This window comes from Arthrobacter sp. B0316-5-4 (assembly GCF_059090325.1).
Genome location: NZ_JBNHFN010000001.1, coordinates 749,184 through 767,236, shown reverse-complemented (window position 1 = coordinate 767,236; position 18,053 = coordinate 749,184). Strand labels below are relative to the sequence as shown.

General features: G+C 56.8%; 11 protein-coding genes. 8 read left to right on the top strand and 3 right to left on the bottom strand.

Features of this window, described 5'->3' with window-relative positions; translation table 11 throughout:
* Positions 1-2 precede the first annotated feature (2 nt).
* The 8 genes from AC5RU9_RS03515 (at position 3) to AC5RU9_RS03480 (ending at position 11,153) form a co-directional block, all read left to right on the top strand.
* A complete protein-coding gene (locus tag AC5RU9_RS03515) occupies positions 3-1,280 on the top strand; it encodes a glycosyltransferase family 4 protein (protein WP_494015336.1) in 1,278 nt (425 codons plus the stop codon).
* 386 nt (positions 1,281-1,666) lie between these two features.
* Positions 1,667-3,031: a glycosyltransferase family 4 protein gene (locus AC5RU9_RS03510; protein ID WP_494015335.1), complete on the top strand. Its 1,365-nt coding sequence runs from the start codon at positions 1,667-1,669 to the stop codon at positions 3,029-3,031.
* Entirely contained in the window at positions 3,031-3,918 is an 888-nt protein-coding gene (locus AC5RU9_RS03505) for an ABC transporter permease (RefSeq protein ID WP_494015334.1), read from the top strand. Before AC5RU9_RS03510 ends, AC5RU9_RS03505 begins: the two co-directional genes overlap by 1 nt.
* Positions 3,905-4,798, top strand: a complete 894-nt coding sequence (locus AC5RU9_RS03500) for an ABC transporter ATP-binding protein (RefSeq protein WP_494015333.1) — start codon at positions 3,905-3,907, stop codon at positions 4,796-4,798. The genes AC5RU9_RS03505 and AC5RU9_RS03500 overlap by 14 nt, the downstream gene beginning before the upstream one ends.
* The gene (locus AC5RU9_RS03495; RefSeq protein ID WP_494015332.1) at positions 4,773-6,701 is read left to right on the top strand and encodes a glycosyltransferase family protein; all 1,929 of its coding nucleotides are present in this window, start codon (positions 4,773-4,775) and stop codon (positions 6,699-6,701) included. The genes AC5RU9_RS03500 and AC5RU9_RS03495 overlap by 26 nt, the downstream gene beginning before the upstream one ends.
* A gap of 38 nt (positions 6,702-6,739) precedes the next feature.
* On the top strand, positions 6,740-8,038 hold the full coding sequence (wecC, locus tag AC5RU9_RS03490) for a UDP-N-acetyl-D-mannosamine dehydrogenase (protein ID WP_494015331.1): 1,299 nt from the start codon (positions 6,740-6,742) through the stop codon (positions 8,036-8,038).
* Between the two features lie 38 nt (positions 8,039-8,076).
* Positions 8,077-8,478: a hypothetical protein gene (locus AC5RU9_RS03485; RefSeq protein WP_494015330.1), complete on the top strand. Its 402-nt coding sequence runs from the start codon at positions 8,077-8,079 to the stop codon at positions 8,476-8,478.
* 11 nt (positions 8,479-8,489) lie between these two features.
* Positions 8,490-11,153 (top strand): glycosyltransferase, encoded by a 2,664-nt coding sequence (locus AC5RU9_RS03480; RefSeq protein WP_494015329.1) that lies wholly within the window; start codon positions 8,490-8,492, stop codon positions 11,151-11,153.
* A 13-nt stretch (positions 11,154-11,166) separates the two neighbouring features.
* On the opposite strand, the gene AC5RU9_RS03475 is transcribed toward AC5RU9_RS03480, so the two are convergent.
* Genes AC5RU9_RS03475 through AC5RU9_RS03465 form a run of 3 tightly spaced genes read right to left on the bottom strand, consistent with a single transcriptional unit; the run spans position 11,167 to position 17,953 of the window.
* Positions 11,167-12,912 carry a heparinase II/III domain-containing protein gene (locus AC5RU9_RS03475; protein ID WP_494015328.1) on the bottom strand — a complete coding sequence of 582 codons (1,746 nt, stop codon included), beginning with the start codon at positions 12,910-12,912 and terminating at the stop codon, positions 11,167-11,169.
* Complete coding sequence (locus AC5RU9_RS03470; protein WP_494015327.1) at positions 12,905-14,959, bottom strand: glycosyltransferase; 2,055 nt, start codon at positions 14,957-14,959, stop codon at positions 12,905-12,907. The genes AC5RU9_RS03475 and AC5RU9_RS03470 overlap by 8 nt, the downstream gene beginning before the upstream one ends.
* Positions 14,960-15,007: 48 nt before the next feature.
* Positions 15,008-17,953, bottom strand: a complete 2,946-nt coding sequence (locus AC5RU9_RS03465) for a heparinase II/III family protein (RefSeq protein ID WP_494015326.1) — start codon at positions 17,951-17,953, stop codon at positions 15,008-15,010.
* Positions 17,954-18,053 lie beyond the last annotated feature (100 nt).

Sequence of the window (18,053 nt, the reverse complement as noted above, 5' to 3'; positions counted from 1 at the left end):
CCATGATTAACTCCCTCCCCGGGGACAATGCTGCGGGAAATCCTGCATCAACAATGCGCCTCATGCTACTCACGCACTCCTATTGGCCTGAACATAGCCCGCCCCAACGGCGGTGGTCGTCCTTAACCCGGGAATTTATCCAAGCCGGTTGGGAAGTCGAGGTCGTTACCCCGGTAGCCCATTATCCAAACGGGCGGCGTGACCTCCCGCGACGCGAGGCTGGCTTTGCGTTCAGCACCCAAACCGGACCGCACGGTGAGCGGATCAGGCGGGTTCCCTACCTGCGTCATCTCGGCAAGTCCCCGGTGGCTCGCCTTATGGACCAGCTCTTCTCGGCAATCTTGTCAGTTCCGGCCGGTTTGGGTGGCAAGAAGCCAGACGCGATCGTAGCAACTGCACCTAGCCTTCCAACGCTGGCAACGGGCTACGTACTTTCCAGACTGCGAAGAGTTCCCCTGATTGTGGAGATGCGGGACGCCTGGCCGGATTTGGCAAGGGATGCACGGCTTGTTCGAGGCAGCGTTAAGAGTCTGGTTGAACGTGTAGTGGAATTCGTTCAACACCGCGCAGATCTGGTCATTACTGTTACTGAGGGTTTCGCCGAGACCCTGCGCGCCAGAGGGCTCGGCAATGTTGACACCGTGAGTAACGGTCTGGATCTTCGCGCTGTGCCATTTCTCGAACCACCGACCGCTGAGCGCGGGGAGTTCCGTGCGCTCTACCTTGGGAATCACGGCAAGAGTCAAAGGTTGGATATAGCGATCCGAGCCAGTGCCCTTCTTGGGGATGGCTTTCACTTGACTCTTGTAGGTTCGGGCACAAGCAGACCTCAGCTGGTCAAGTTGGCGCGCGAACTCAATGCTCCCGTTACTTTTTTCCCGTCAGTTCACGGGTCCGCGGTGCTGGATAAGTATCGGGAGGCAGATACGTGCATCGTTTCGCTGCGCGATGACTGGAAGTCATTTGAAACGACGGTCCCCTCTAAAACCTACGAGGTGCTCGCCGTTGGACGCCACGTCACCGCAATTGTGAGGGGCGAAGCCAAGCGCATCATCCAAGAAGCGAACGGTGGCGACGTCGTGGCCGCCAATCCTGAGGCCGTTGCCCAACTGTGGAGAGACCTTGCCGAAGATCGGGCTCGGCTCGCAGCAGGTCAAAGTGGCCGGGAATGGGTGCAAAAACATGCCGACTATGCCCAGCTGGCGGAGAAGTACATGAACAAGATAGCGGGCCTGGTTGGCAAGAAATTCTCCCCCGACTCCAGGGAGGGAATATCTTGATCTCGGTTGTCAGAAATTTGGCGCTCGCTGCCAGCACCGTCGCCGATCACCTTGCGGAAGCCCCCTTCGTTTTGGCTCTATTGGTTTCGCGGCGCCTACCTGCGCATGTCGTGCGCCCTGTGTCCCGGTGGGTAGCAGCAGCTGCGCCAGGGTCCACCCGGCCCGTCTTCATGTTGGCCTGCCACGCCGCAGGCGATGAACCGGCGTTGGTTCGTCGGTTTGAGAATGCGTTGAACCATTTGGGATCTGCGGAGCACGCCTGCAAAGCAGCTGAGGTGGCGCTTGCTGCGGGTAAACCTGATTGGGCTGACTTGTTCTTGGCACGGGGAGCCTCAAGCGAACAGTTTTCCGCAACTTCGGCGCGACGCAAATGGTACGCAGGTGACATGAGCGGCGCCGTCGAGTCCTTGGAAGCACCGAGCGGCCGCCGTCCTGCCAATCAACGCGGTCGTTTCGAGTCCGAGCTCCGCGTTTTCGAGGGCTGGCGACCCGTCCTGGCCAAGGTGAACGTTGATCCCGAACCTCGTCGCGTCCTCCACTTGCTGACGAACTCTGTTCCGCACACAGCCAGTGGATATGCCCGCCGGAGCCATTCAATTCTTACTGCACAACAGGAGGCCGGTTGGGATGCTTTGGCGGTAACCCGTTTGGGTTACCCGGTCCAGATCGGTGTCCTGACCGCTCGGGCGAGTGACTTCGTTGACGGCGTTCAGTACCAACGCCTGCTACCGAACCGCATGGCCAAATCCATGGATGGACGGCTCCAACAGCAGGCAGAAGAACTTTTGCAGGTAGCTCGGGAGTTTCGCCCTAGCGTTATCCACACGACAACCCATTTTGTTAACGGACTGGTTGCACGAGAGGTCGCCAACGCATTGGGCGTTCCTTGGGTGTATGAAGTGCGTGGCCAACTGGCTGATACGTGGGCATCGACCAGAGGTGACGGAGCACGTAGAAGCGAACGCTACCGACTGTTCATGGAGCGCGAGTCCGAAATCATGCGCAGTGCTGACTTGGTGATCACCCTTGGAGAATCAATGAAGCGGAATATTATCGCCGCAGGAGTTCCTGCAGACCGAATACTTATTGGCCCCAACGCAGTTGGGGGCGACTATCTGCGTGAGCCGTCGCACCAAGGTGACGCCCGGCGTGCTCTGGGACTGCATCCAGACGGCCTGCTGATCGGGACCGTGAGCAGCCTGGTTGACTATGAGGGCTTGGACGACCTTGTCACAGCATTTGCATTGCTGGCTCCACGGCTGCCAAAGTTGAAGCTGGTTGTGGTGGGCGATGGCACTGCCGCGCCAGCACTTCAAAACCAGGTGCAGCGGTTGGGGCTCTCGGAACGCGTCATCTTCACGGGACGCGTCCCTGAGCAACAGGCCCGGCTATATCACCAAGCCCTGGACATTTTCGTGGTGCCGCGAAAGGACCTGACAGTCACCCGATCCGTGACCCCGCTGAAACCCGTAGAGGCCCTCGCTTCTGCGCGCCCGGTGGTGGCCAGCAGACTCGATGCCCTGTGCGAAATAGTGCACGACGGCGTCAACGGCCGGCTCGTGGAGCCGTCTGACCCTACGGGGTTGGCCGAGGTGTTGAGTGGATTGCTCGAGGACGAAGATTTGCGTCACCGTCTGGGAGTTGCGGGCCGGCGGGATGTGCTTTCCGGAAGGACGTGGAAGGCCAACGCAGCGGCTTACGCACAAGCATACGAAACTTTGGGGTCTAACTATATGAGGAGGGCCAGCTGATGTCAGCTAAGAAGGCAAAGCTACCGCCACCAGGGGCGGTCCAGCCGATGTCCATTGACATCCGCAAATTGTCCCGGGTGGGATCGCGCCCGGGGTTTCTGGACTACTTGGTCCAGTTGTGGGACTACAGGCAGTTCATCTTCTATGACGCCCGCGCGCGCGTTCAGAGCGGAACGCGGAAGGACCGGCTTGGCAGTGCATGGCTGTTGATCAACCCCATTTTCAACGGTTTAACCTACTTCGTCATCTTCGGCTTGTTGCTTCAGACCAGCCACGGGATCGAAAATTTCATCGGATACCTGGTCATAGGTGTCTTCCTGTTCCACTACAGCGCAGGAGCCATCACCGCGGGCGCTCGCTCTATACGAAATGGCAAGGCGGTCGTGCAAGCCTTCAATTTCCCGAGGGCCGCCCTTCCCTTGGGGGCGAACATCCGTGAAATGTTGTCGGCAGTTCCACTGATTCTTGGCATGATGCTTCTGATCGTTGTTGTTCCCCCCGCAGAGAACATCAGCGTGCTCTGGTTGCTGATCATCCCAGCAGTTTTCCTCCAAGGTATTTTCAATCTGGGGGTCGGTCTGATTCTGGCGCGGATCATATCGAAGGTGCACGATGTGACCCACCTGCTGCCATTTTTCATCAGAGCCTGGATGTATGGTTCTGCCGTCTTCTATTCCTATGAGCGGTTCGTTAAGGACCCCACGCTGCTTGCGATTATGAAATTTAACCCGCTTTACAACGTCATCGATATTGTGCGCAGCAGCTTGCTTTACGATCGAGTTCCCGCGTGGGAATCGTGGGCGACCCTCGGGGTAGTGTCGCTTGGCGCTTTGTTGATCGGCTTTATCTTCTTCTGGCAGGGGGAGGAAACCTATGGGCGCGATTGATACCGCCATGTTCCTGGACGGACCGCCATGTGTAGTCATTGATAAGGTCCGGATGACTTACCGGGTCCCGACTTCGGAGGGCAAGGCGACGCCGACCGGCAAGGGTATGAAGAACCGGTTCCGCAAAATCCTGGAACGGCCCAACCTCGTAACTGTCAGCGCCCTCAAAGAGATCTCGCTGGTTGTTGAACGGGGTGAGTCCGTGGGAATCATTGGCCGGAATGGCTCCGGGAAGAGCACCATAATGAAGCTCATCAGTGGCCAGGTAGCCCCAACCCATGGCGCCGTTTATGCGTCGAGCACGCCGGTTCTGCTAGGAGTCAATGCCGCCCTGGTTCCGGAACTTTCAGGTGATCAAAATGTGGTGTTGGGCTGCCTTGCGATGGGCATGAACATGGAGCAGATAGAAGCCCAGTTTGCTGGCATCGTTGAGGTTTCCGGTCTGGACTCAGCGATTTACCTTCCCATGAAGTCGTACTCGTCCGGCATGGCGTCAAGATTGAGGTTTGCCATTGCGGCCGCAGTCAACCCCGAGATTTTGTTGGTTGATGAGGCGCTGAATACGGGTGACGCTCAATTCAATAACCGGAGCAAGGCCCGAATGGCTGAGTTGCGAGCTCAGGCGGGCTGCGTGTTCATCGTCAGCCACGGCTTGGACGTCATCAGGGATATGTGTAGCCGCGTGATCTGGCTGGACAAAGGCGAGCTAATTATGGATGGACTACCGGACGAGACTACGGGTGTTTACCGCGACTTCTCCTCGAACCTGTCGAGGGGAAACAATCTGACGGCAACTCGGATAAGGGATGAAGCACGGGCAAGCCTCATAGCCATGCACGTGTTGGAGCGAGCCAGTGGGCGACGAATGGAAGGGCGCTGAAATGCCGTTGATCAATAGCATTCGAAAGTCCGTTTGGCATTTCAGGCATGGCGGAGTTGACCAGGTACGCGAGTGGCGAAGAAGGCAAAAAATTGAGCGGCGCATAAATGGGGGCAGCGGCAAGGGCTTCGCCCCGGACCGCAAGTCTGGAGCGGCTGCTTCCCCTGAATTCGCTCCACACCGGATCCCTGACAGAGGTCCTCGACGGTCAGACCTGACTGTCGGTGTGATACTTGACGACTTCTCCATCGCATCTTTTTCTTTTGAATGGAACCTTGTTCAGCTGCGGAAAGACTCATGGCGCCAGCAGCTAACAGAGACGGGTATCGACTTCCTTTTTGTCGAGTCCGCTTGGAACGGAAACCAAGGCTCGTGGAAATACCAACTCATGGGAACTTCCGGGCCAAAGCAGGAATTTCTGGATCTTATGGCTTGGTGCCGTGAACAGGAGATCCCTACGGTTTTCTGGAACAAGGAGGATCCTCCGCACTATGACGATTTCCTTCCCACCGCCCGGGAGTTTGACATGGTGTTCACCAGCGATTCCGACCGCCTTACCTCATACAAGCGGGACTTGGGGCATGATCGCGTAGCTGCCCTACCCTTTGCGGCGCAGCCCGCCATTCACAATCCGATGAGGGCCGGCCAGGGACGCCATTCCCGTGGAGTGGCATTCGCAGGGATGTACTTTGCTCACAAATATCCCGAACGCAGACGGCAGATGGACATGCTTTTGTCCGCAGCCCGGGATGCTTCGGCTCAGTCGGGCCCGAAACTTGAAATTTTTTCCCGGCAACTGGGGGGCGATTCCAACTACCAATTCCCGGTACCGTTCAACGAGCACGTTGTAGGCAGTCTTGACTATCCCAAAATGCTCACTGCGTACCGGGCCTACAAGGTGTTCCTTAATGTGAACTCTGTTGTGGATTCACCCAGCATGTGCGCCCGCAGGATCTTTGAGATAACAGCCTCGGGTACTCCGGTAGTTTCGACTCCCAGCGCCGCCATCGGGCACTTCTTTGAGTCTGACGAGGTTTTTGTCGCTAGCTCAAGGCAACAGGGCGAACACCAGATTCGTATGCTGGCCCGTAGCCCCGAAATTAATGATCGGACAGTGCACAAGGGCCAACGCCGGATTTGGAACGAGCACACCTACGCTCACCGCGCTGAAGCAGTCGTGGCTTCAGTGCTGCCCGAGCGGGAGCGTCCGGTCGGACAGGCTACCGTCAGCGCGCTGGTTCCGACGATCAGGCCACATCAGCTCGAGCATGTCTTTTCGACCCTTGGCTCCCAGATCGGGGTTGACGTCGAGCTTGTTCTGCTCACCCACGGCTTTGAAGTGCCGTTTTCCGACGTGGCCGAGTTGGCCGAGAAGTATGGCGTCAATCGCTTCAAACTGCTCAGTGAGCCAAGAGATTTGACCTTGGGTGAGTGCCTCAACCGTTGCGTAGCTGCATCTTCAAGTGCCGTACTGACGAAGATGGACGACGACGATTACTACGGTCCCCGATATCTCTCTGATATGTTGCACGCGCTTGATTTCTCAAAGGCAGATGTAGTTGGGAAGCAGGCTCACTACATGCATTTTGCTACAACGCAAGCAACCGTGCTGCGCATTCCTCATATGGAACATCGTTTGACCCGCTTCGTGGTGGGGCCCACGATAACCGCGCGACGAGAGGTCTTCGAGAACAATCCGTTTGAAGCTATCAACCGTGGCGAAGACACCGCATTCCTTAGGGCTGTAACTACGGCCGGCGGCTCCATCTACTCGGCAGACAGGTATAACTTCTGTCAGATTCGGCAAGGTGACGGGCATACCTGGGACATCTCAGATGAAGACTTGGCCGCCTCGGGAGAAATCAAATTTTTTGGGGATCCCAAAGAACACATCACTGTTTGACAAAACCACATCACCGTACACAAAAAAGGGGTAAGAAAATGACGAACATTAAGACTGTGGCCGTTGTCGGCCTTGGATACATTGGCCTGCCAACTGCGGCGATCCTCGCCACCAATGGCATCGACGTCGTAGGCATTGACGTAAACCAGAACACCGTTGACGCCGTTAACCGTGGCGAAGTTCCCTTTGTGGAACCTGACTTGGGCGTCCATGTTGCCGGCGCCGTAAGCCAAGGACACCTCAGGGCTACCACAGAGACTCCTGCAGCTGAGGCCTACATCGTTGCTGTTCCCACCCCGTTCCGTGACGACCACTCCGCGGACCTCAGCTACATTGAGGCGGCCGCACGCGGTATCGCGCCACAGTTGAAGGGCGATGAGCTGGTCATCCTTGAGTCCACATCACCGCCCCGCGCAACACGTCACCTCGCCGATTACATCCTCGCTCTCAGGCCCGATTTGTCCCTGGACGGCGCCAACGGCGCACCGGTTGTCCACTTCGCGCACTGCCCGGAACGAGTCCTTCCGGGCCGCGTCATGATCGAACTCGTAACTAACGACCGTATCGTCGGCGGCGTTACTCCGGTCGCAGCCGAACTGGCCAAAGATCTTTATGCGGTTTTCTGCCAGGGTGAGATCCTGGTTACGGACGACGTCACCGCAGAAATGGCCAAACTCGTTGAGAACTCTTACCGCGACGTCAACATCGCATTTGCCAACGAGCTCTCGATCATCAGCGACAAGCTTGGCATTGACGTCTGGGAGCTGATCCGGCTCGCCAACCACCACCCGCGGGTCAACATTCTCCAGCCCGGTCCTGGCGTAGGTGGACACTGCATTGCGGTGGATCCGTGGTTCATTGTGGCCGCGGCTCCCGAGGAAGCACAGCTTATCCGCCAGGCCCGCGTAACCAATGATTCCAAGCCGGAATGGGTTGTGGCAAAAGCACGCAAGGCTGCCGAAGAAGCCGGATCTGCGCCCGTTATTGCCACGCTTGGTCTGGCATTCAAGGCGAACATCGATGACCTTCGGGAGTCGCCGTCGATCGGGATTACAGCTGACTTGGCAGAGCAGCTGCCGACGGCAAAGCTCTTGGTAGTGGAGCCGCACGTCGAGGCCCTTCCGGCCGCCCTGCGGGACCGCGCCAACGTAGAACTCGTGACAACTGAGGAAGCAATTTCCAAAGCAGACGTCATTGTGGTTCTCGTGGATCACGATGAATTCAAGGCAATCTCTCCCGCGGCCTACGCCGGCAAGACGGTCATTGACTCTCGGGGCATTTGGGGCGCTGAAGCAGGGGTTGAAGCGGCCGCGGTCTCGGTCCCGGCCGTCAACTAACGTCATTTCGGCTACCACAGAGGAAGATCGACTATTTCATGGACCGTACCACCCGGGGTGTTGATCAGATCCAGCGGGGCATCAGCCGTGCTGCTCTGGCCCAAGACGCCCAGATCGCGAAATTGCAGGCCGAATTGCGCGATGCGTATGAGCGGGAATTAGGGATGTCCTCTGTGGTGGCCGAGAGGCGCCAGTTCAGCCAGGAGCTGTTTACGGCCCGGCTAAAGCTGGACATGTATCGCAAGAAGCTGTCTGCCAGTGAGGCGGAAGTGGCAAGTTTACGCAGGGATGTGATTGAACGCGATGACAAACTGGGTGATCTGTCTCGGTCCTTGGCGGAGACGCAAAGCAAGCTCACGGCGTTGTCGGAGTCCGTTCTTGGCTCCCTTCAGCTGAAGTATTGGCGCCGACGTCCGCGCCGCGGACGGGGGAAGGCCTGATGGGGGAGACTATGAACGAGGAGACGAACCGTCTTTGGCGGGTTAGGAAGCGTCTTGAAGAGCTCGAATACAGCCAGTCTGCAGCAGATTCGCGGCAGGGGTACTACACTTCAAAGCTTTTCCTCGATTCCGTTCTGGCTGGGGAGCCGATTTTGCCGGCGAGCACCCACAAGAAGTACTTGGCGCGCCGGAATGCCTCAAGTCCCCGTGGCTACATAGACGACCTCCGGCCTATGCTGGAGAGCATTCCGGAAAGTCTGGGTTCGAGAAGTCTCCGGCCGCATCGGGTTCACGTGGCGATCATTGCGGATGAATTTCTCTATAAGAGCTTTGACTCGACAGCTCACCTGATGTCCGTCACTCCGGACAATTATCAGGAAGTTGCTGGTGAAACCGGGTTATTCCTTATCGCGAGCACGTGGCGGGGACTCGGCGGTGAGTGGAGAGGGCTTGCCACTCCCGAATCCAAAAAGCGCCGCTTTCTTCTCGAAGAGGTCGTCCCCTACTTCAAGGCGAAGGGGATACCTATCGCTTTTTACTCCAAAGAGGATCCGCCAAATTACAGCCAGTTCCTGAGCATTGCCCAAGCCGCAAATCATGTCTTCACTTGCGCAGCAGAAAGTGTGGCAGATTACAGCCGGGATTGCCCTGACGCAGCTTCAATCGGTGTTCTGAGTTTTGGAGTAAATCCCCATCACCATTCCCCGGTGTACTCAAGGAGGCACCGCCTCCCGGATGTGCTGTTCGCCGGCTCGTGGCACACACAGCGCTACCCTGCACGTCGATCGGCGGCGAGGACCATTTTCGACGGCGTTATCCAGTCGTCACGGAATCTTGTGATCATCGATCGAAACTGGTCTTTGGAGAACAGCCGCTACTTTTTCCCGGAAGAGTACCTTCAGAACGTTGTACCCAGCGTTGACCACGACCTCCTGCTGAAGCTACAGCGGATATCTGATTTCAATATCAATCTGAATTCAGTGATCTCCAGTTCTTCGATGTATGCGAACAGGGTGGTGGAACTGCAAGCCATGGGGTCGATGGTCTTGTCGAACTACAACGTGGGCGTCAATAACAGGTTCCCCAACGTGCTCACGGCCCAGACAAGCGAAGATGTGCGCGCCACAGTGGATGGCCTGTCCAAAAATGAGCTTTACGAGATCCAGATGGAAGGTCTCCGTCGCGCCTATTCTGATCACCTTGCTCACGACCGGATGGGCGAGATCCTAGAAGCTGCTGGAGTGGCAGGCCCTGCCTCGAAGACTCGGGTGTGCGCCGTCCTCGACTCACCGTCACAGGCGCTGGAGCAGAGTGCAAGGCAGCAGACATTCAAGGACGTTGAGTTTGTTACCTATCAGGAGTTGCGGACAAAGCACAAGCAGTTTGATATCACGGTACCGCTGTCGGATCGGTTCCAGTACGCGCCAACCTATCTTGAAGATCTTGTCAACGCGTTCAAGTATGCGGACGTGGATTTCGTTGTGAAGTCTGTGCAGAAACTGGGCGCGAATGACGCTGTGCCTGAGCATGAGCCGTTTACCGCCATGCCAGTCCCTTCTGCAGGCGCGGTTTGGCTGGATTCTGATGCAGGGCGGGCCTACCTCCAGGGAAGCCACATTGAGGGAAATGGGTACGCACTCGATCCATTGGGCATCGTAGCGCGGGAAGATTCCTTGACACTATCGGATATGGATACCCGGCCAGAGTCTGGAGTACTCTTATCCGTCGTCGTTCCCGTTTACAACAATGGTCCGTTCCTTCTCAATAAATGCGTCAGATCCTTGCAACGTTCATCTATTTTCGCGCAAATGGAAATCATCCTCGTTGACGACGGGTCCACTGACGTGCGCACCCACCAGATACTCGACGAACTGACGAAGCGTCACAGCCAGGTGACAGTATTCAAATTCGGTGACACCGGCTCGGGCAGCGCATCAAGGCCACGGAATAAGGGTCTGGAGCTGGCTTCGGCGCCATGGGTGACCTACCTGGATCCTGACAACGAAGCCATTTGCGACGGCTACGCCGAACTGGTGCAGCTTGCCTCAGACGAATCGCTGGACATGGCCGTGGGAGACATAGTCAGATACTCGGACGGAATCCGGATGTTCCACAATTCCCGGAAAATCAGCCAGCATTTGGATACCACGTCTGAAAGTGTCCAAAGTACCTCAGACAGTCTCTTGAGACGTCTGGACTTCTATCCCATGAGCATCCAGGCGGCAGTACTTAACTCTTCGTGGTTGAAGAATCTGCGCCTTGAGCAGCCTGAGGGCGCCCTCGGCCAGGACTCATTCTTTTTCCAGCAGCTTGTGCACTACGCCCGCAAGATAGATGTGCTGGAACTTCCTATTCACATCTATTACGGTGCCGTCCAAAATTCCGTAGTGAACTCGTTGGGCCCAGGGTTCTTCCGCAAGTACCTTCCCTTGGAAGCGGCACGTGCCGCGTGGCTTGAGGAAATCGGTTTGATAGCGGATTACAAGGCTACGCGCGCGCAAACCTACATGAAGCACTGGTTTATCAATAAGCTCAAGCTTGTCCCGAACGAGGACGTTGCAGAATGTGTTGAGCTTATTCAGCAACTGGGAAGCTTCTACGAACCCATCACTTGGGATGACGCCGAAGTGTCAGCCATTATGAACGGCGACACCTCTGCGCTGTACAAGGTCTAGCCTTTTGCGCTCCCTAGACCGATTCGCTGAAGCGGAAGCTGTTTTTAAAGACGTGGTGGCGGGTTCTCGAGGCCTCCAAGCAGACGGACCAAGTACCTTCACGTGTGCCGTCCTCGACTGACCGCCAGCCCCGAATAGGGTCCTCGGACTCGCGTATCGGGGTTCCAATGAACGTGCCGGTTTCCGAGTGCAATGCCACATGCCAATTGGTACCCGGCAAGATCCAGGAAAGGCTGCTTTCGGATTGAGGGACCTTCTGGAGTTCAAGGGCGCCGGCCAGGTTAAACCACACCTGAAAGTCCCGTTTAACAGCATCCGTGGATTGCACGTCATCCGTGACAGTAAGTCGAATGCCCGGTTCAAGTTCGACAATGCGGCGGTGCGTCCATCCGCCATGTTCAATTTGGCCGCGAAGCACAAAAGTGCCGTCGATTTGCTCGCATCGCCCCAGACCGGAACCGACCGGCGGACGACGGCGGTCGTGGTTCCTTCCGTTGGCGGTCACAGTATTGTGTGCCAAGGTGGATTCGACGTACCGCCTGAAGGGGTCGGCATAGTAAAACCCATCCGCCCGAAGCGGTGAGTCAGGCGGCAGTTGAGGGCCGTAACCGTACCGGCCACCCTCGACCAAAATCTCTTGTCCATGGTCGTACCAGACGAAGTTGAGGTCATCGGCATGCTTGTGTGCTCTGCCGTGAAATGCGGCGGTGAAAGCCAAGTACGTGGACGCGGATACTGGCCCTCCACCTGCATGTGTGCCTGAGCGCACAAAGGCGTATCCCGACTCCGGGAAAACACCAAGCTCTCGCATGCACGACTGACCGTCGGCCCCGCCCGACATCAAGAAGTTCGTTTCGGGGCTCAAGGTCAGCGGATGGCTTCCATCGATCATGTTCACCTGAGGGGTATCGCCCAAGGGGACCAACGTTCCATTGGGCTGGATCATCCAGCCCAATAGATCGGCGGCCTTCCGCAGGCGGTCGGTGAGTTCCGAATCCTCGATGAGTCCATTATCCACGGCAAGCTGGAATGAGTGCATGAGCATCCGATGGTATTCGGGGGAGTGCTCACTGTGTCCGCCGTCAGGAAGGAATTGCGTCCGGATCATTACGGCCAGTCGGCCGCGTCCTTCTTGCGCCAGCCCGCTCATCTCCGGCACGGCCTCAAGCACTGTGCCCAGCACGGTTTGACCCAGGGCTACAAAATAGCCGTGGTTCGTTCCTGGATTGAATGAGCTATCTAAAGCGAACTCAAGCCTATGCCTGTCAACGGCGCGGAGCAGCGCTCTGAAGTCCTCGCCTGCTATGCCGTTTTTGGCTCCCAAATAGATGAGTCCGGCGAGTCGAAGGGCACGCTGTCCGAGGGCCATGTTGTACCAAACAATTGCGTTGTCTGTCTCATGGTCGGAGTATCTGTCCGACCATGAGACAGCGCGTTCCAAGCACCACTTAAGGTAAGCCTGATCTCCGGTGCGCATGAACTCCTGGATAGGTTTGTCCATGAACTTCCAGCCATGCAGCTGTGAACCCCAACTTCTGTCACTTGTGCAGAGCGAATCCCAATCAAGTGGCAGTGAGAGGTCAAGACGATCGTAGTCGCTGGTCTTCCACCCTATGTTGATGACTTCGTCAGCTGAGTCACTGATCAAGCTGTCGAACCATACACCACTGGACAGATCCGGACGTTGACTTAGCGCGATCCACTGCTCAACTTCTCGGATATCATCATCCGTCAAGTGCTGGAACAGCGCTTCAGACACGGATTGCATTCGCCGCCAGATTCGCATACTGGTGGTTGTAGACCGCCGCGTTGGCTTCCCACGAGCGGCTTTCACGAACCCAAGCCGCCCCGGTTGCCGCCATCTGAGTGCGCGTTTCGGGGCTCTCAACAAGGTCCGAGAGAACATCTGCCAACGACTGGCTGTTCTCAGCTTGGAATAGTACGGCGGAACCGCTTGCCTCCGCTATCTCCTTCAGCGCGTCGACATCGGACATGACTATCGTTCGTCCCGTAGCGAAGGCCTCGAAGGGCTTGAGGGGGGTCACGAGTTGGCAAACAGCCGCGGCGGTACGTGGCACCACGAAGATGTCTATCAACCCGTAGTAGCCCAAAATGTCTTCATGAGGAACACGGCCCGTAAAGATGGCGTCATGGAGTCCCAATGATTTGGCCTTGCCCTTTAGGGAAGCAAGAACCGGGCCATCTCCTACGACCAGTAGCCGGACCGGAACGTCGAGGCGTTGACGCAGTTGGCTGAACGCCTCAATGAGTACGGGGACCCCCTCATATTCGACCAGGGAGGAGATGTAGCCGATGACTATCTCGTCCTTTTGAATGCCGAGGGAATCGGCCAAGCCTGCATTGCGTGTCTGAACAGGGAACTGATCGCCACTGACGGCATTGGGCACTACCGACGTCTTATCCGCGGGGCAGCCCTCTTCTGTGATGCGGCGCTTCATAACTTCTGCAAGGGTGAAGACGTGGTCCGCCGCTTCCCTGCAGTCGTGCTCGCGTTCCCGTCGCCAGGCATACGTGTCCGGGCTGCCCCAGCGTTCGCTAAACGACTCGATATCGTCTATGCCGTTTGCTTGAGCCATACGGGAAAGCCATGACTCTTCCCAGAAACCCCGGGATTCGTAAATCACTGGGATGCCGAAATAATCTCCCACCGCCCTGGCGGACATGGCATTCAGGAAGTCCGAATGTGCATGGAGCACCGCAGGACGTACATCGGCGACCACACGCGCCAGTTCCTCTACATTGGCGCTGAGCCACGTTGTCAATGCGGTGTTCAGGCGGATTGGTCCTGTGGGGAGATGGTAATTGACGCCGTCGACTTCTACTTGCTCGGGCACGTCGCTGTTGATTGCGTCGCCCACTTGGTTGCACACGTGGACTTCCAGGCCTGAATTTATCTGGGCCATTGCCGTGTAGTGCGTACGCAGCGTATACCCGGACTGGGTTGTCGGAAGAACCTTGCCTACTACGTGAAGGATACGATTCGGCTTGGCGTCGAAGATTTCGTAGGGGCCTTGTACTTGTGGTTTGAACGTGCCCGAAAAGAGACTGACTTCTTCGTCCCGCAACTGAATTGCGCCGGCCAATTTCTCATTGGGCTTGCGGTCGAGAACTACTCGCAACACATTCTGGCTCTTGGTGGTGTAACCAAGTTTACGCAGTTCGCTAGCTAGGCCGCGCAGAGCGGCAATGGCAATATTTCCGAAGTAGGAGTGTGATTCAAGCATCTCGTAGACAGCGAGCGGATTAATGCTGTACTGCAACTCTGCAAGTTTTTTTACTTCGGGAAGGGAGAACGAAGCCCAACTTTTTCCATCAAGAGATACCAACTCGAAGTGCCGAATTAGATGCAGCTTCTCTAGCTCGTTGAGCGTCTCGCTTTGTTTCGATCGTAGGTGAGCTATTTCGCTGGTCAGCTGATCACGCTCAGCCTCGAGTTCCACGTCAACGACAGGGACATCCGGCACAGGCATTTGCGCTGCCGAAGCCATCTGGGACTCTTTCAAATCGGTCAACTGACGTTGCAGCGTGAGCAGATACTTCTTGATTGAGGCCTGTGATTCGCGCTCCAGACGGCGGACTTCTTTCGTTCTCGCCAGCAAAGCTGCGGCGGCGAGACCCAGCGCACCGATGCCGAGTACGAATAGAACCACGACCGCTGTGACCGCCGAAGTCGAACTAGCTACTGGCAAGAGGGCAGCAAGTACGCCAGCAAGAATGAGGCCTATGCCCGCAGCAGCGGATAAGCCAATGTTCTTGTCAGAACCAAGTCTTCTGTTATTTTGCAACTTTTAATCCTAAAGTCAACGGGTTCGAGCTCGCACGAATGTGTTGCATCAACGGTTTAATGAGTTGGCACTCGTTGGAAAGAGTTCCAGGGCGGAGGCCCGGTAATGGGCATAGAGGTCAGCGGTTGCGGCCACGTGGCCAGCACCCCAATCGACATCGATGAATTCAATTTTGTCCTCATGGCCGCTGTGTTCAGATTCAAGCATTAGCCTGAACGGTTCGCGGTGCTTTGTGACGTGGTGTTTATCGCCCGAGTTCTGTACGTAGAGAACTCGGGGCAGATCCTGCAATGTTGCATAGGTTTCGACGACTGAGGTGGAAAGCCTGAAGGCTCGAGCATTTTCTACGTTGGTTTCTGGCTTCAGACACGTTGCGAAAGCTACTGCAGAGCTCGTCTGGAAGTATTCCTTCACGTCAGTTTGCGGATTGAAGACCAGAGCAACGGAGTCTGGCAAGAAGGCGGCAACCTGCAGGGCAGTGAAACCACCGCCCGAACTGCCGGACAGGAGGATTCGCTTCGCATTGGTTTCGGTTTGAAGCTTGCGAATGCACTCAGCCATGAAACGGTGGACATTAGTGCTGGCGTCTCCTAGATACCACGACAAGGTCATGTTCTTATTCAGGTCAAGCGAGGGGTCCTGAAAAACCGCGTGGTTGCCGCCTTCCATGAGTTCCGACGTCAGTCCTTGGAAAAAGGGAAGGGTTGTTTTGGTCCTGTTGATGGCGCCGTGAAATCTGACCGACAAAAGATCGGAGGGCCCACGTCCTACGGCGAACGGTACAACCAGACCACCGAGACTGGCCGAGTAGATCTTGGACTTTTCTCCATCGGCAAAAGCGATGTCGTCAGCAGAGTTGATGGTCTGGATCTGGCGACCGTAGGTAGTGGAGCGAAGCTCCAGCCCGGGCCACGCAATCAACGGTTCGCGCAGCACGCCCAAGGCGCTGCTGCTGAGCCCGATCTCCTCCGTCAAGTCGTTTGCCAGAAGATCCACAATAGCCGGCCGCAGTCCTTGGTCGTCGCCTGTGCTGTCAGGAACATCAAGCAAAAGGCCCAGAAGAATGCTCAACGCTTCAAGGCGGGCGCTGCGGATGTCGTTCTGCTGGACAAGCCAAGACTTGAGTAAGGCCCAGTAGCGCGTCGTGAAGGCACCGTCATAAGGCCGGGGAGCTTCCCAATAAGTGCCTGACTCGCGGCAGAGGTCCATGGTCTTGAGCCAAGCCAGCTTCACGGTATCGAATTCGGGGGAGATGCTTCCTTCGTCACCGAGACTCACAGACACGCGGTCCTCGGTCACCGAGAGATTGAATTGATAGCGCCCTGAGATGGCACTCAACGACATTTGTCCGCCGGTGGCATCGAGCTTCTTGACGGAGAATTGGCCGGACTGGGGCGTTGCGATAATCGTGATGAATCGGAAGCGCCGCCCGCTCTGGGCCGCCGTCACAACCGGGCTGGCTTCCTTTTCCATCCACTTTTTGGACATCCAGCCGTCAAGAGGATCTTCTGAACCCTTCACGGTGGACAGCGTGGGCAGATTGCCCTTCCAGAGCATGTAGGCGGTATTGCCGTCGCGGCCAAGCTTCAGACCGCCGGCCATTTCCTCTACCTTCGTGTCCGTGTCGAGGTGCCAGCGTTGGTTCGCTGTGACGTCCTCAGCGCTGAAGACGTTGTCGATGACGATCATGAAGTCACCGCCTCGGCAGTAGATCACGCGTCGTTTGAGTTCGACATCCTCGTAACCGGAATCGGAGAACGTGAAATCATCAACTTCGTCGCTGGTGAAGGAACTGACTAGTGCCACCGCGGACTTCTTGTCATACTTCTTGCCAGGTATGTCGATCACGTTGTGCCCCAGTCTGGAGAGGCAGTAGTCGCGCATCGGATCTTGTTTGTAAGCGTACTTGCCGGCATCGACCAGCCACGGCTGGCCGTTCGAGTGCAAGGTCAGCGAAGCGCCATCCTGATGGCCGTGGACGCGGTTTGCTTTACCGAACGAGAGAGAATAGAACGTTTCCCTCCGGAAGTCCCTTTCGTGGTCGCCCCACCCGCTGCGACCAAAAATGTACCCCTTACGATAAATTCTTGTGAGCTCCGCGGGAGGTTGCCCCACGGCCCCCTCTGACTTCACGTAATCGAGTTCAGGCGACGACAGCGCGCCGGGCGTCGTGGTTTCTGTATCCCCGATCAGTTCGAAGGTACCGTCTGGCCTTGTTGCGTGGGCAAGTTCCAGGTAGGCAAGGTTCAACCGGTTGGCGGAAGCAGGACGCGGAATACTCTCGAGATCCAGGCGGTGGAGGGCTTCTTCCCACCAGACGAGGTTGTTTTTGTGGTACCCAATCGCACCTTCGATATTGACGCCTTGTTCGTCGTAGTTCTCCTCCAACGAACTTGCCAGACGCTGAGTAGCCAATTCCACCCAGTCGCTGTTCCCTAGCGCGGATCCGACCACCAAAAGGGCTTGGTGCTGGTGAAGGGCATGGTTCGAGTGCCCAAGGTGATTTGCGTCTGCCAGCCACGATCCGTGCTCTTGTATCGAGTCAACCAGCCATTGCCGTTCGTCTTCCCCGACCAGCGGAAGGCCGAAAGTCAGAACCATGGCGCGCATAGCGTCCACCATGTCCGCCCACGCATAGCTGACTAAGTTTCCCTGCGTGTCTTTTTCTTTGGGGTCTGATTGTGGATTCGCCGCGATCCAAGACCGGCACATCCGGATCCAAAGTTCCCGTGCGGCCTCGTCTCCTTCAAGAGCTACCCGACGCACGGGGTCCAACCAACGCAGCATATGCAGTTGCGCTTGCCAGTTCCTTTGGCCGAAGGGATTGGCGGTCCAATCTATGTCGCCGTGGAAATCCCACGTTGGGTGTGGCCGCATGTTGAGTTTGCCGCTGAGGATTTCGTCAGCCAAGGCACGGTCGTTCGACCGTTTCCTGAACATCTCTCCGAAGGTCTGGCGACGGACGACATCGAGATCTACTGCGTGGGTGGTCATTCGATTCCTTACGCCGTAATCGGGCTACTTGCCCCTGAACGGCCACGTTCGAGCACTATCTTAGGTGCCTGCAGGCGGGCGCAACTTGTCACATGCACGA

Coding starts and splice junctions, on each gene's coding strand:
- AC5RU9_RS03515 (WP_494015336.1), top strand. CDS start 3: ATGATTAACTCCCTCCCCGGGGACAATGCTGCGGGAAATCCTGCATCA.
- AC5RU9_RS03510 (WP_494015335.1), top strand. CDS start 1,667: ATGAGCGGCGCCGTCGAGTCCTTGGAAGCACCGAGCGGCCGCCGTCCT.
- AC5RU9_RS03505 (WP_494015334.1), top strand. CDS start 3,031: ATGTCAGCTAAGAAGGCAAAGCTACCGCCACCAGGGGCGGTCCAGCCG.
- AC5RU9_RS03500 (WP_494015333.1), top strand. CDS start 3,905: ATGGGCGCGATTGATACCGCCATGTTCCTGGACGGACCGCCATGTGTA.
- wecC (WP_494015331.1), top strand. CDS start 6,740: ATGACGAACATTAAGACTGTGGCCGTTGTCGGCCTTGGATACATTGGC.
- AC5RU9_RS03485 (WP_494015330.1), top strand. CDS start 8,077: ATGGACCGTACCACCCGGGGTGTTGATCAGATCCAGCGGGGCATCAGC.
- AC5RU9_RS03480 (WP_494015329.1), top strand. CDS start 8,490: ATGAACGAGGAGACGAACCGTCTTTGGCGGGTTAGGAAGCGTCTTGAA.
- AC5RU9_RS03465 (WP_494015326.1), bottom strand. CDS start 17,953: ATGACCACCCACGCAGTAGATCTCGATGTCGTCCGTCGCCAGACCTTC.